Origin of the sequence: Streptomyces sp. P9(2023), from assembly GCF_032436795.1 — a bacterium.
Taxonomy (GTDB): domain Bacteria; phylum Actinomycetota; class Actinomycetes; order Streptomycetales; family Streptomycetaceae; genus Streptomyces.
In genome coordinates, this window is sequence record NZ_JAUPWM010000016.1 from 13429 (window position 1) to 26083 (window position 12655).

Annotated in this window: 14 protein-coding genes; 8 read left to right on the forward strand and 6 right to left on the reverse strand. The window is 71.0% G+C overall.

Going from position 1 to position 12655, the window contains the following annotated elements:
• Positions 1–102: 102 nt before the first annotated feature.
• Complete coding sequence (locus Q5762_RS21030) at positions 103–1392, forward strand: M18 family aminopeptidase (RefSeq protein ID WP_315893730.1); 1290 nt, start codon at positions 103–105, stop codon at positions 1390–1392.
• A 62-nt stretch (positions 1393–1454) separates the two neighbouring features.
• The gene (locus Q5762_RS21035; RefSeq protein ID WP_315893731.1) at positions 1455–1787 is read left to right on the forward strand and encodes a hypothetical protein; all 333 of its coding nucleotides are present in this window, start codon (positions 1455–1457) and stop codon (positions 1785–1787) included.
• Positions 1788–1805: 18 nt separating this feature from the next.
• Here Q5762_RS21035 and Q5762_RS21040 read toward each other — a convergent pair whose 3' ends face one another.
• On the reverse strand, positions 1806–3656 hold the full coding sequence (locus Q5762_RS21040; RefSeq protein WP_315893732.1) for an NHL domain-containing thioredoxin family protein: 1851 nt from the start codon (positions 3654–3656) through the stop codon (positions 1806–1808).
• Positions 3657–3763: 107 nt separating this feature from the next.
• Between Q5762_RS21040 and Q5762_RS21045 the strand changes: the two genes are divergently transcribed.
• Positions 3764–5305, forward strand: a complete 1542-nt coding sequence (locus Q5762_RS21045; RefSeq protein WP_315893733.1) for a choice-of-anchor I family protein — start codon at positions 3764–3766, stop codon at positions 5303–5305.
• A 133-nt stretch (positions 5306–5438) separates the two neighbouring features.
• Positions 5439–5930 (forward strand): LURP-one-related family protein, encoded by a 492-nt coding sequence (locus Q5762_RS21050; protein WP_315893734.1) that lies wholly within the window; start codon positions 5439–5441, stop codon positions 5928–5930.
• 22 nt (positions 5931–5952) lie between these two features.
• On the opposite strand, the gene Q5762_RS21055 is transcribed toward Q5762_RS21050, so the two are convergent.
• Positions 5953–6732 (reverse strand): carbon-nitrogen family hydrolase, encoded by a 780-nt coding sequence (locus Q5762_RS21055; RefSeq protein WP_315893735.1) that lies wholly within the window; start codon positions 6730–6732, stop codon positions 5953–5955.
• Positions 6733–6911: 179 nt separating this feature from the next.
• On the opposite strand from Q5762_RS21055, the gene Q5762_RS21060 reads away from it, so the two are divergent.
• Positions 6912–7736, forward strand: a complete 825-nt coding sequence (locus tag Q5762_RS21060) for a maleylpyruvate isomerase family mycothiol-dependent enzyme (protein ID WP_315893736.1) — start codon at positions 6912–6914, stop codon at positions 7734–7736.
• Positions 7737–7757: 21 nt separating this feature from the next.
• Here Q5762_RS21060 and Q5762_RS21065 read toward each other — a convergent pair whose 3' ends face one another.
• From Q5762_RS21065 to Q5762_RS21075, 3 genes are all read right to left on the reverse strand, one after another.
• A complete protein-coding gene (locus Q5762_RS21065; protein WP_315893737.1) occupies positions 7758–9137 on the reverse strand; it encodes an MFS transporter in 1380 nt (459 codons plus the stop codon).
• Positions 9134–9775: a GntR family transcriptional regulator gene (locus Q5762_RS21070; protein ID WP_315893738.1), complete on the reverse strand. Its 642-nt coding sequence runs from the start codon at positions 9773–9775 to the stop codon at positions 9134–9136. The genes Q5762_RS21065 and Q5762_RS21070 overlap by 4 nt, the downstream gene beginning before the upstream one ends.
• A 79-nt stretch (positions 9776–9854) precedes the next feature.
• Positions 9855–10307, reverse strand: a complete 453-nt coding sequence (locus Q5762_RS21075; RefSeq protein ID WP_315893739.1) for a hypothetical protein — start codon at positions 10305–10307, stop codon at positions 9855–9857.
• A 227-nt stretch (positions 10308–10534) separates the two neighbouring features.
• Between Q5762_RS21075 and Q5762_RS21080 the strand changes: the two genes are divergently transcribed.
• Positions 10535–10774, forward strand: a complete 240-nt coding sequence (locus Q5762_RS21080) for a helix-turn-helix domain-containing protein (protein ID WP_315893740.1) — start codon at positions 10535–10537, stop codon at positions 10772–10774.
• Here Q5762_RS21080 and Q5762_RS21085 read toward each other — a convergent pair.
• Complete coding sequence (locus tag Q5762_RS21085) at positions 10750–11127, reverse strand: winged helix-turn-helix transcriptional regulator (protein ID WP_399495222.1); 378 nt, start codon at positions 11125–11127, stop codon at positions 10750–10752. The genes Q5762_RS21080 and Q5762_RS21085 overlap by 25 nt on opposite strands.
• A gap of 153 nt (positions 11128–11280) precedes the next feature.
• Here Q5762_RS21085 and Q5762_RS21090 point away from each other — a divergent pair, with 153 nt between their 5' ends.
• Positions 11281–12126, forward strand: coding sequence for an NAD(P)H-binding protein (locus Q5762_RS21090; RefSeq protein WP_315893741.1), 846 nt, complete (start codon positions 11281–11283; stop codon positions 12124–12126).
• A gap of 53 nt (positions 12127–12179) precedes the next feature.
• A complete protein-coding gene (locus Q5762_RS21095; protein ID WP_315893742.1) occupies positions 12180–12569 on the forward strand; it encodes a VOC family protein in 390 nt (129 codons plus the stop codon).
• Positions 12570–12655: the final 86 nt, after the last annotated feature.

Genomic DNA, 12655 nt, shown 5'->3' on the forward strand with positions numbered 1-12655 from the left:
GTTCCGTTTTTCTGGGCGAGACGGGATATCCCGCGCAGTAACGTTCCATTCCGTCTTTCAGGGCCCCGCCGCCGCATTCCGGGGCGTGCGTATGGTGAACCCATGACGAGCACCGCCCGCTTCGACCGCGGCCACACCGACGACCTCATGACCTTCCTGGCGGCCTCCCCCTCGCCGTACCACGCCGTGGCCAACGCCGCCGAGCGGCTTGAGAAGACCGGCTTCCGGCAGGTCGAGGAGACCGCCGCCTGGGACGGGACGACCGGCGGCAAGTACGTCATCCGCGGCGGCGCGCTCATCGCCTGGTACGTACCGGAGGGCGCGGCCCCCCACACCCCGTACCGGATCGTCGGCGCCCACACCGACTCCCCCAACCTGCGCGTGAAGCCGCAGCCCGACATGGGCGCGCGCGGCTGGCGCCAGGTCGCCGTCGAGGTCTACGGCGGGACGCTGCTCAACACCTGGCTCGACCGCGATCTCGGCCTCGCCGGCCGGCTCACCCTGCGGGACGGCAGCCACCACCTGGTGAACGTCGACCGCGCCGTGCTGCGCGTCCCGCAGCTCGCCATCCACCTCGACCGCCAGGCCAACGACGGGCTCAAGCTCGAACGGCAGCGCCACATGCAGCCGATCTGGGGCCTCGGCGAGGTCCACGAGGGCGACCTCATCCGCTTCGTGGCCGAGGAGGCGGGCCTCGACGCCGAGGACGTCGGCGGCTGGGACCTGATGGTCCACGCCATCGAGGCCCCCGCCTACCTGGGCCGCGACCGCGAACTCGTCGCGGGCCCCCGGATGGACAACCTGATCTCGGTGCACGCGGGCGTGGCCGCCCTGGCCGCCGTCGCGAGCCGCGCGGACCTCCCGTACATCCCGGTGCTGGCCGCCTTCGACCACGAGGAGAACGGCTCCGAGGCCGACACCGGCGCCCAGGGGCCCCTGCTCGGCAACGTCCTGGAGCGCTCGGTCTACGCCCGGGGCGGCGCCTACGAGGACCGCGCCCGCGCCTTCGCGGCCTCGATCTGCCTCTCCTCCGACGTCGGCCACGCGGTCCACCCCAACTACGCGGAGCGCCACGACCCGACGCACCACCCGCGCCCCAACGGCGGCCCGATCCTCAAGGTGAACGTCAACCAGCGGTACGCCACGGACGGCAGCGGCCGGGCGGTGTTCGCGGCGGCCTGCGAGAAGGCGGGCGTGCCGTGGCAGTCGTTCGTCTCCAACAACGACATGCCGTGCGGCACGACGATCGGCCCGATCACGGCGGCCCGGCACGGCATCAGCACGGTCGACATCGGCGTGGCCTGCCTGTCGATGCACAGCGCCCGCGAACTCTGCGGCGCGGACGACCCGTACCTGCTGGCGAACGCGCTGGTGGCGTTCCTGGAGGGCTGAGCCTCCTGATCCTCCCGCGGGGGAAACATCTGCGAAAGGCCCCTCCTGACACCGTCCGACTCATGGAGCGTCAGAAGGTCCAGGCGGGGCCGTCACGGGGGAAGTTGGTCGTGGGGGTCGTCGCCTTCGCGCTGTTCGGCACGGGAGTCGCGTGGGGGCTCATCGACCGGTACGACGAACGGCCGCCGTGGGGCACGGACATCGCGTACGAGGGCGGCTATCTGACGGCCGTCCGGATCGCGAAGTTCCGCGAGCTGCGCGACGGGGAGTGCGCGGAGATGGAGCGGACGGGCCTGGGCGGCACGCCGGCCACCCACGACCCGGGGGCGTGGGTGGCCGGTTGTCTGGACGGGGCGGCCGGGCGGCCGTCGCGGAACCAGGGGATCGTGCGCTAGCGGATCGTGCGCGGGGAACTAGCCGTCCATGCCGGCGAGGATCAGCGGGAGGCGGGCCGCGCCGCCCTCCGTCAGCTTCACCGGAACGCCCCAGTCCTGCTGGTGGACATGGCAGGCCGGGTACTCGTTGGCCGGGTCGTCGTCGCAGGACGCGGCCATCGCGGAGACGTGCAGGACGCCCTCCGTGACCTCCGGGTTCAGCTCCAGCTCGCGGAAGAGATCCGTACCGGTGCCCTCGCCGCCGAGCAGCAGCTCGGGCGGGGTCGAGGAGACGAGGAGCCGGGTGGAGGGGCCGTAGCGCTCGTCCAGCTTCTGCCCCGTCGGCGCCTGGAAGACGACGTCGAGGCGGAGCCGGCCGGGCGCGACCTCGGTGGCCTCGCGCTGCGTGCGGTGGGCGACCGCCTCGACCTTGACCGCCTCCTCGGGCAGCCGCAGCCGGGTCAGCCGGTGCCGGGCCGACTCGACGACCACGATCTCGTCGCCGACGAGGACGGCGTCGCTCGGCTCGCGCAGATCGGTCGCGAGCGTCGTCACCTCGCCGCTCGCCGGGTCGAAGCGGCGCAGGGCGTGGTTGTACGTGTCGGAGATCGCGACGGACCCGTCGGGGAGCGCGGTGACGCCGAGGGGGTGCTGGAGCAGCGCCTGGCCGGCGGCGCCGTCGCGGTGGCCGAAGTCGAAGAGCCCGGTGCCGACGGCGGTGCGGACGGTGCCGTCGGTGTCGATCCAGCGGACGGCACTCGTCTCGGAGTCGGCGATCCACAGCCGGTCCGCGGTGGCCGCGAGCCCCGAGGGCTGCGCGAACCAGGCCTCGTCGGCGGGCCCGTCGACCAGCCCTTCGTTGGTCGTACCGGCCGCGACCCCGACCGTCCCCGTCTCGGGGTCGTACGTCCACACCTGGTGGACACCGGCCATGGCGATCCACACCTTGCCCTGCCACCAGGCCACGTCCCACGGCGAGGAGAGGTCCACGTCGAGTGCGGGCCCGGAGGTCGGCGACCCCTGCCACCACTGCTTGCCGGTGCCCGCGATCCGCTCGATGACACCGGTCGCGGGGTCGTACGTACGCAGGGCGTGGTTCACGGTGTCGGCGACGACGACCTTGCCGTCGGGGAGCAGCGCGAGCCCCTGCGGCTCGCGGAACTCACCGTCCCCGATCCGCCGCACCACGGTCTCCCCGTCCGGCTCCAGCTCGACGAGCTGGTGACGGGTGGTGTCGGAGACGAGGAAGTTGCCGGTGGGGAGCAGGACGGCCTTGCCGGGGAAGCGCACGTCGGTCGCGACCGGCTCCGGCGGCACGTACGGCCCGTCCCCGCGCCGCAGCGTCCCCTTGGCCTCGTGCTCGGCCTCCAGCTCCTCGACGAGCGTCCGGATCGCGTTGGCATGCCCCTCACCCGCGTGCTGGGCAACGACGTACCCCTCGGGATCGATGACGACGAGCGTCGGCCAGGCCCGTACGGCGTACTGCTTCCAGGTCACCAGCTCGGGATCGTCGAGAACGGGGTGGTGCACCTCGTACCGCTCGACGGCGTCCACGACGGCCTGGTGCTCGGCCTCGTGCACGAACTTCGGCGAGTGCACCCCGACGATCACCAGCGTGTCCCGGTGCTTCTCCTCCAGCTCACGGAGCTCGTCGAGGACGTGCAGGCAGTTGATGCAGCAGAAGGTCCAGAAATCCAAGATCAATACGCGACCCCGGAAGTCGGCGAGCGTCAGGTCCTTGCCGCCGGTGTTGATCCAGCCCCCCTTCCCGACCAGCTCGGGGGCACGGACACGGGCACGGCGACGGGGCGTGGCGGTGGGCGTGGCTGTGGGCGTGGCTGTGGGCGCGGGCACGGGCGCGGGGGTGGGCGCCGGGACGGCATCGTTCATGGTTCAAGGGTGCCATCCGGGTACGAACACCGGATCACACGTATGGCGAGGCCTCCCGCAATCCCTCGGCCACGCCCCGTTCACGCCCTCTACCGAGCATCCTCCTCATGAACACATCCACGCGCTTCAGACGCGTGTACGCCGCGTCCCTCGCGCTCACCGCCTCCCTGGCCCTCCTCGGCTCCGCCCCGGCGTCGGCCCACGGATCTTCCGGCGACCGGCCGGTGAACCTGGCCCACCTGGGTACGTACGCCGGTGAGAAGGCCGAGATCGTCGCGTACGACTGGATCACCCGGCGCGCGTACGTCACCACGGCCGACGGCCTGGCTCTCGACATCCTCGACGTCCGTGACCCGGCGAGGCCGGTGAAGATCACGTCCGTCGATCTGTCGGCCTACGGCACCGGCGCGGTCACCAGCGTGGACGCCCGGCACGGGCTGATCGCCGCCGCCGTCGAGTCGGCGGACGCCGGCGAGCTCGGCAAGGTCGTCCTGATGCGCGCCGACGGCACCGTGGTCAAGGTGGTCACCGCCGGGTACAGCCCGGACATGGTGACCTTCACCGGTGACGGCCGCAGCCTGCTCGTCGCCAACGAGGGCGAGCCCGTCGGCTACCAGCCGGGCCAGGCCGACCCCGAGGGCAGCGTCAGCATCGTCTCCCTGGACCGGGGCGTCGCCCGCGCCACCGTGCGCACCGCCGACTTCCGGGCCTTCGACGACCGTCGCCTGGACGCCTCGGTGCGGACCAGCGGCCCGGGCGCCACGGTCGCCCAGGACCTGGAGCCGGAGTACATCTCGGTCTCCAGGGACGGCCGCACCGCGTTCGTCACCCTCCAGGAGAACAACGCGGTCGCCACCGTCGACCTGCGCTCCGCCCGCGTCACCTCGATCGACGGCCTCGGCTTCAAGGACCACTCCAAGCCCGGCAACGGCCTGGACACCTCCGACCGCGACGGCGCCATCAGGATCGAGCCGCGCCCGCTCCAGGGTGTCTACATGCCGGACTCCGTCGCCGCCTTCGAGCACCGCGGCCGCGGCTACTACGTCGTCGCCAACGAGGGCGACGAGCGCGAGTACGGCAAGGGTGCCACCAAGTACGTCGACGGCATCCGCCTGGCCGACCTCGACCCGGCGCTGCTGCCCGCCGGCTTCGACCGCTCCCTGCTCGCCGAGACCGAGATGGGCCGGCTGAACGTCCTGCGGCCGGCCAACGCCGGTGACCCGGTGCGCGTCTACGGCGGGCGCTCCTTCTCCATCCGCGACGAGGACGGGCGCCTGGTCTACGACAGCGGCGACCTGCTGGAGCGGCTGACCGCCGAGATCGACCCGGCGAACTTCAACGCCGAGGGCGAGGGCGACTTCGACAAGCGCAGCGACAACAAGGGCCCGGAGCCGGAGGGTCTGACCATCGGCGAGATCGACGGCAAGCTGATGGCCTTCGTCGCGATCGAGCGCACCAACGGTGTGATGGTCTTCGACATCAGCGACCCGCGGAAGCCGCGCTTCCAGAACTGGGTCCGCACGGCGGGCGACGAGTCGCCCGAGGGCCTGGAGTTCGTACCGGCCTGGCAGAGCCCCACGCACCGCCCGATGCTGGCGGTCGCGAACGAGGGCACGGGGACGACCTCGTTCTACACGATCACGCGCTGACGGCTTGATGCCGTGACGCCTTGATGCCGTGATTGCTTGATGCCGTGGTTCCGTGATGCCAGGAGCCTCCTGTCCTCGCCCGGGCGGGAGGCTCCTGGCGTGAACCGGCGCCCCGCGGGGAACGCATCCCGCCATGAAATATCTCGTACGGGACAAACTCTTCGCGATCGGCGACGACTACTGGATCGAGGACGAGAACGGGCGGCACGCCTTCCTCGTCGACGGCAAGGCCCTGCGGCTGCGCGACACCCTGGAGTTGAAGGATCCGATCGGGCAGGTCCTGGTCACACTGCGGCAGAAGATGTTCAGCCTGCGGGACGCGATGACGATCGAGCGGGACGACCGGCCGCTCGCCACCATCCGCAGGAAGCGGCTGTCGCTGCTCCGCAACCACTACCGGGTCACCCTGGTCGAGGGGACCGAACTGGACGTCAGCGGCCGGATCCTGGACCGGGAGTTCACGGTCGAGTACGACGGCGAGCTCCTCGCCCACATCTCCCGGCAGTGGTTCCGCGTGCGGGACACGTACGCCGTGAACGTCGTCCGCGAGGACACCGACAGCGCCCTGCTCATCGCCGTCGCGGTGTGCGTGATCCGGATGGCCGAGCGTGAGCGCGAGGACTGAGCCCGCCTCTACAGCACCGCCCCTACAACACCCGGTCCTTCAGCGCCGGGAACTGCTCCCTCGTCGTCGTCACCTTCGCCGGGTCCAGCTCCACCCGCAGGATCTCCTCGCCCGGGCCCGCCTCCGCCAGGACCTCGCCCCACGGGTCCACCACGATCGAGTGCCCGGCCTGTTCCACGCCCGCGTGGGTGCCGGCCGTGCCGCAGGCCAGCATGTACGCCTGGTTCTCGACCGCCCGCGCCTGGGCGAGCAGCGTCCAGTGGGCGCGGCGGCGGGCCGGCCAGCCGGCCGGGACGACGAACGCCTGCGCGCCCGCGTCCACCAGGCCCCGGAAGAGCTCCGGGAAGCGCAGGTCGTAGCAGGTACCGAGCCCCACCGTGAGGTCCAGGTCCGGCAGGGCGAACGTCACCAGGTCGTCGCCCGCCGCCATCATCACGGCCTCGCCCTTGTCGAAGCCGAAGCGGTGGATCTTCCGGTACCGGGCCGCCAGATCCCCGGTCGGGGAGAAGACGAGCGAGGTGTTGAAGAGCTCCCCGCCCTCCGCCTCCACGATCGAGCCCGCGTGCAGCCAGACCCCCGCGTCGCGCGCGGCCGCCGCCATCGCCTCGTACGTGGGGCCGCGCAGCGGTTCCGACTCCGCCGCGAAGGACTCGTACGCGAAGGCGCCCGTCGGCCACAGCTCCGGCAGGACCACGAGGTCCGCGGCGCCGCGCTCGGCCCGTACGAGCTCCGCCACGCGCGCGCGGCGCGAAACGACCGGTTCGTCCGGGTCTACTGCGATCTGGATGAGGGAGGCGCGCACACTACCACCGTCCTGGCATTCGAGCCGTCAACACGGGCCTACGATCGTCACACGAAACCACTGCCGGGGTGCCTTCGGGCAGCGTAACTTAGCGTCCGAGCCTCCCACGCAGTCTTGTCTCCAGCCCGCCTGTCCGCTCGATCGTCAGCCCGTGCACCGCAGAACCGCCGAGGGGTCCCGTGACCGTCCATCCCAGCCTCCAGACCTACGCCGACGCCTGGACCCACTCCATCGAAGCGATATCCGAGCTGGTGCAGCCGCTCGTGGAAGGCGAATGGAACCGCGCGACACCGTGCCCGGGCTGGTCGGTGCGCGACATCGTGTCCCATGTGATCGGCATGGAGTGCGAGATGCTGGGCGACCCGCGCCCCATCCACTCGCTGCCGCGCGATCTCTACCACGTACGCGGTGAGTTCGCCCGCTACATGGAGATGCAGGTCGATGTGCGGCGGCACCACACCGGTCCCGAGATGACCTCGGAGCTGGAGTACATCCTGATCCGCCGCGCCCGTCAGCTGCGCAACGAGAACCGCGGGCCCGACCATCTGATGCGCGCGCCCCTCGGCGCCGAGCAGACCCTCGAAGTGGCCTACCGGATGCGCGCCTTCGACGTCTGGGTGCACGAGCAGGACCTGCGCGTCGCGCTCGGGAAGCCCGGCAACCTGGACTCCCCCGGCGCCCTGGTGGTCCGGGACAACCTGCTCCTCGCGCTGGCCAAGGTCGTCGCGAAGGACGCGGGCGCACCGGCGAACTCGGCGGTCGTGCTCGATGTGCACGGGCCGGTGGAGTTCCTGCGGACGGTACGGGTGGACGCGGAGGGCCGCGGCTCGGTCGACGGGGCGCCGTCGCTGGGGCCCGCGGTGACGCTGGCGCTGGACTGGGAGACGTACGTACGGCTCGCCTGCGGCCGGATCCGGCCGGCGGCGGTCGCCGACCGGATCAAGATCGAGGGCGACACGGAGCTGGCCCAGGCCATCCTGGACAACTTCGCCGTCACGCCCTGAGGCAAGCCCCCCGTCCGGGACTCACGCCGGTACGTGAACGGCCTCGACCCGACTCGCGACCAGGCGTTCCTTCTCTCTGCGTGCCGTACGCGACTTCAGGCGCAGGATCTGGACGACGCCCAGCGCCTCCAGGACGAAGACCGACGCGAACGCGATCCGGTAGTTGTCGCCGGTCGCGTCGAGGAGGACGCCGATCGCGAGGAGCGTCGTCATCGAGGCGGTGAAACCACCCATGTTGACGATTCCGGAGGCGGTGCCCTGACGCTCGGGCGGGTTGGCCGGGCGGGCGAAGTCGAAGCCGATCATCGAGGCGGGCCCGCAGGCACCGAGGACCGCGCACAGTGTGATGAGCAGCCACATCGGCGCCCGGTCGGCGGGGTACGCGAGGGTGGCGCCCCACACCAGCGCGGTCGCCGTGACCGTACCGAGGGCGAGCGGGGCCCTGGCGGTGTGGTGCCGGGCGATGATCTGCCCGTACGCGAGCCCCACCACCATGTTGGAGAGCACCACAAGCGTCAGCAGCTCACCGGCGACGCCCTGGGAGAGGCCCTGGGCCTCGACCAGGAACGGCAGCCCCCAGAGCAGCAGGAACACCATCGCCGGGAACTGGGTCGTGAAGTGCACCCACATCCCGAGCCGGGTGCCCGGCTCCCGCCAGGACTCGGCGATCTGACGGCGGACGAACGCGGCCCCGGCGTGCGGCACGGGCGGCGGTTCGTGGCCCTCGGGGTGGTCCTTGAGGAAGAGCAGCAGCAGGACGAGGACGACGACGCCCGCGATCGAGCTGCCGACGAACGTGGTCGTCCAGCCCAGGTCGTGCAGGGCGCGGGCGATGAAGATGGTCGAGACGAGATTGCCGGCCATCCCGAAGAGCGCCGCGACCTGGGCGATGAAGGGCCCGCGCCGGGCGGGGAACCAGCGGGTGCCGAGCCGCAGCACGCTGATGAAGGTCATCGCGTCGCCGCAGCCGAGCAGGGCGCGGGCGGCGAGGGCCATGCCGTACGAGGGGGCGAGCGCGAAGCCCAGCTGGCCGATGGTGAAGAGGACGACGCCGAGGGTCAGCACCTTCTTGGTGCCGAGCCGGTCGACCATGAGGCCGACGGGTATCTGCATGCCGGCGTAGACGAGGAGTTGGAGGATGGAGAAGGTGGAGAGGGCCGAGGCGTTGACGTCGAAGCGGTCGGCGGCGTCGAGTCCGGCGACGCCGAGCGACGTACGGAAGATCACGGCGACGAAGTAGACGGCGACCCCGACGCCCCAGACGAGGGCGGCACGCCGGCCGCCGGGCGGGTCACCGGGGAGGGTGACCGCGGAACCGGAACCGGATCCGCTGCGGCCGCTTCCGCTGCGGCCGGATTCGTTACGTCCGCCTCCGTTACGGCCCTGTCCGTCGCGGCTCACCTGGCGTCACCCCGGACCAGGACCTTGACCCAGCTCAGGTGCTGGCGGACGCAGTGCGCCGCACCCTCCGCGTCACCGGCCCTGATCCGCTCCAGGATCTCGGCGTGCTCGGTGATGTTCTTGGCGATCCGGTCCGGCTGGGACTGCATCACGGCGACGCCCATCCGCAGTTGGCGGTCGCGCAGCTGGTCGTAGAGGCGGGCGAGGATCTGGTTGCCGGCGTGCTTGACGATCTCGGCGTGGAAGGAGCGGTCGGTGACGGCGACCTCGGCGAGGTCCCCGGCCTCGGCCCGCCGCTTCTGCTCCTCCAGGAGCTCCGCCAGCCGCTCGACGAGCGCGGCGGACGCGGGGACGGCCCGGCGGACGGCGAATTCCTCGACGAGCAGCCGGGTCTCGACGACGTCGGCGATCTCCTGCGCGGAGACGGCGAGGACGAGGGCGCCCTTCTTGGGGTAGAGCTTGAGCAGCCCTTCCATCTCCAGCTTGAGCAGCGCCTCCCGCACGGGGGTCCGGGACACCCCGACGGCCTGGGCGAGTTCGCCCTCCGTGAGCAGCGTCCCTCCCTCGTACCGACGGTCGAGAACGGCCTGCTTGACGTGCATGTAGACGCGGTCGGCGGCTGGGGGCGCTGATGGCATGCGCACAGCATAGATACAACAGAGGTGCAACAGACAGACCCGTCCGCGATACGGACGGGCCTGTGGCCACAGGACGAGGTCAGCCGCCGATCGGCACGTAGCCGGACCAGCTGGTCGCCGCCGAGTTGGCGGCGTCGGATCCGTTGCGCACCGCCACACGGAAGTTCACGCGACCGTCCTCGCGCATGTCGTAGTTGCACACGCCCGGGTCGGCGTCGGCACCCGCGGTGTAGTGGCACTCGCCGCTGCGCCCGTAGTCCGTGTACCACTCGGCGACGACTCGCAGGCCGTCCGACTTGTAGTCGTCCATCGTGAACTTGTCGCCGTACGAGGAGAAACAGCCCCGGCCGGCGGCCGTGCCGTTGGTGTAGATCGTCGCGCAGAGCGTGTAGTCGGCCAGCGCCGAGACCCCGGCGGGCTGCGCCACCTGCACGTCGGCCTCCGCGCCCCGTGCGGCCTGCGCGGGGGCGGAGAGGGCGAGGGCACCGGAGAGTCCGGCTACGGCGGCGAGTGCGGCGAATCGAATCTTCAAGGTCTTCCTCCGTCAACGATTGGGTGGAACTTCCTTGCGATCCCGAACGCTAACGGCGAACTCGCGGACCCCGGGGGTCAACCGTGGGCAACCTGTCGTCTTCCCGCCAGTCACGCCTGATTCGGACAGATGGCCGAAAGAACCTGTACAGAACGGCACATGGAAGCGGTTACCGTGGCCGCAATCGCCAAGACCCGGGGGGCTGCGAAAGCAGGAGGAGACGAGGCGTGCAGGACACCGTGGACCATCAGTACATCGTCGCGTTGCTGGTACGGGGATGGAGCGACGAACGCATCTCGCGCACACTTGCCCTGAGCAAACGCACCGTCCAGCGACGGGTGCGGCAGCTCATGCAGGAGTACGGCTGCACCAGCCGCTTCGCGCTCGGCTTCGCCCTCGGCCTCCAGGCCGTCCCGAGACGCGCGGCGGGCGGAGGCCCGCGTCAGCGGGTCGGATCGGCGTCGTAGGCCTGGCGGGCCTCGTCGACCTTCCCCAGATTGCCGGCGGCCCATTCGGCGAGGTGCGCGAAGAGCGGGGCGAGGCTGCGGCCCAGGTCGCTGATCTCGTACTCGACCCGGGGCGGCACCTCCGGGTGGTACGTACGGACGACCAGGCCGTCGCGCTCCAGCTGCCGCAGCCGCTGGGTCAGCACCTTCGGCGTGATGCGGGGGATCGACCGCTCCAGCTCCACGAACCGCAGCCGGCCGTGGGCGTGGAGGGACCAGAGGATCGGCGTCGTCCACCGGCTGAAGACGATGTCCACCACCGGGGAGACAGGGCAGGCCAGTTCCGGATCGGTCCCGGCGGCTGCCGTCGCCATCGCCGTAGCCGTAGCCATCGCCGTAGCCGTCGTCTCGACCGCCATGCGCGTCTCCCTGTCACTCTCGGGTAGTCACTTTCCTCTAGGTACCTACTATACCGAGGCTGTTAGCGTTCCCGACGTCAACAAGAAGACCTGACAGGGGAGTTCATCGTGATTGTTGTGACGGGGGCGACGGGCAACGTCGGCCGATCGCTCGTACAGGTGCTCGCGGCGGCGGGTGCGCAGGTCACCGCGACGTCCAGGGGCATCACGGACGCGGACGTGCCGCCGGGCGTCCGTGCCGAGCGGTCGGATCTGATCGACGCGGAGAGTCTGCGGCCCGTCCTCGACGGCGCCGACGCGCTGTTCCTGCAGAGCGGCGGTGCCAGCGCCCATCTGCTGGATCCGCACGCCATCCTCGACGCCGCGAAGACCGGCGGCGTCCGACGGGTCGTGCTGCTGTCCTCCCAGGGCGTCGCGACCCGGCCCGACTCGGCCTCCCACGGGGACACCGGACGCGCCATCGAGGACGCCGTCCGGGAGTCGGGCCTGGACTGGACGATCCTGCGGCCCGGCGGCTTCGCCTCCAACGCCTTCGCCTGGGTCGAGTCGGTCCGTACGCGCAGGGAGATCGCCGCACCGTTCGCCGGGACCGGCCTGCCGGTCATCGACCCGGACGACATCGCCGAGGTCGGCGCGGTGACGCTGCGGGAGAACGGCCACGCGGGGCGGATCTACGAGCTGACCGGCCCGGAGCTCTCCACGCCCAGGGAGCGGGCGTCGGCGATCGCCGACGCGCTCGGCGAACCCGTGCGGTTCACGGAGCAGACCCGGGAGGAGGCCCGGGCGCAGATGCTGGGGTTCCTGCCGGAGCCGGTGGTCGAGACGACGCTGACGATCCTCGGCGAGCCCAATCCGGCCGAGCAGCGCATCAGCCCGGACGTCGAGCAGGTCCTGGGGCGCGCACCCCGCACCTTCGCGGACTGGGCACAGCGTTACGTGGGCGCGTTCCGGTAGGCGGGGGCCGAAACCCCCTTTGAAGGCGGAGCCCCCCTTGTTAGGGTGCGCCGATGTCATCGATCAGGGAGTTCCAGGTCACCTTCGACTGCGCGGATCCTGAGCGCGTCGCCCGCTTCTGGTGCGAGGTATTGGGGTACGTCGTACCGCCGCCTGCCGAGGAGCAGGGTTCATGGTCGGTAGCCGTTGACCCCTCAGGTGCGGGCCCGCGCCTGTACTTTCAGCGCGTTCCCGAAGGCAAGGTCGCCAAGAATCGGGTGCATCTCGATGTGCGGGTCGGCACCGGACTCGTGGGTGACGAGCGCGTGGCCACGCTTGAGGCCGAATGCGCACGGTTGGTCGCGCTCGGCGCAACACGTGGGCAACTGCTGCTTGCCGATGAGAACAACGAATCGTGCCTCGGGATGCAGGACATCGAGGGCAACGAGTTCTGTCTCGACTGACCATCCCTTTTCTGGGCTGAGTTCGACTTTCTGGGCTGAGTTCGAGGTGCGAAAACGCCCGACCGGGGAGCCCGGTCGGGCGTTTC

Coding starts and splice junctions, on each gene's coding strand:
- Q5762_RS21030 (WP_315893730.1), top strand. CDS start 103: ATGACGAGCACCGCCCGCTTCGACCGCGGCCACACCGACGACCTCATG.
- Q5762_RS21035 (WP_315893731.1), top strand. CDS start 1,455: ATGGAGCGTCAGAAGGTCCAGGCGGGGCCGTCACGGGGGAAGTTGGTC.
- Q5762_RS21040 (WP_315893732.1), bottom strand. CDS start 3,656: ATGAACGATGCCGTCCCGGCGCCCACCCCCGCGCCCGTGCCCGCGCCC.
- Q5762_RS21045 (WP_315893733.1), top strand. CDS start 3,764: ATGAACACATCCACGCGCTTCAGACGCGTGTACGCCGCGTCCCTCGCG.
- Q5762_RS21050 (WP_315893734.1), top strand. CDS start 5,439: ATGAAATATCTCGTACGGGACAAACTCTTCGCGATCGGCGACGACTAC.
- Q5762_RS21070 (WP_315893738.1), bottom strand. CDS start 9,775: ATGCCATCAGCGCCCCCAGCCGCCGACCGCGTCTACATGCACGTCAAG.
- Q5762_RS21085 (WP_399495222.1), bottom strand. CDS start 11,127: ATGGCGACGGCAGCCGCCGGGACCGATCCGGAACTGGCCTGCCCTGTC.
- Q5762_RS21095 (WP_315893742.1), top strand. CDS start 12,180: ATGTCATCGATCAGGGAGTTCCAGGTCACCTTCGACTGCGCGGATCCT.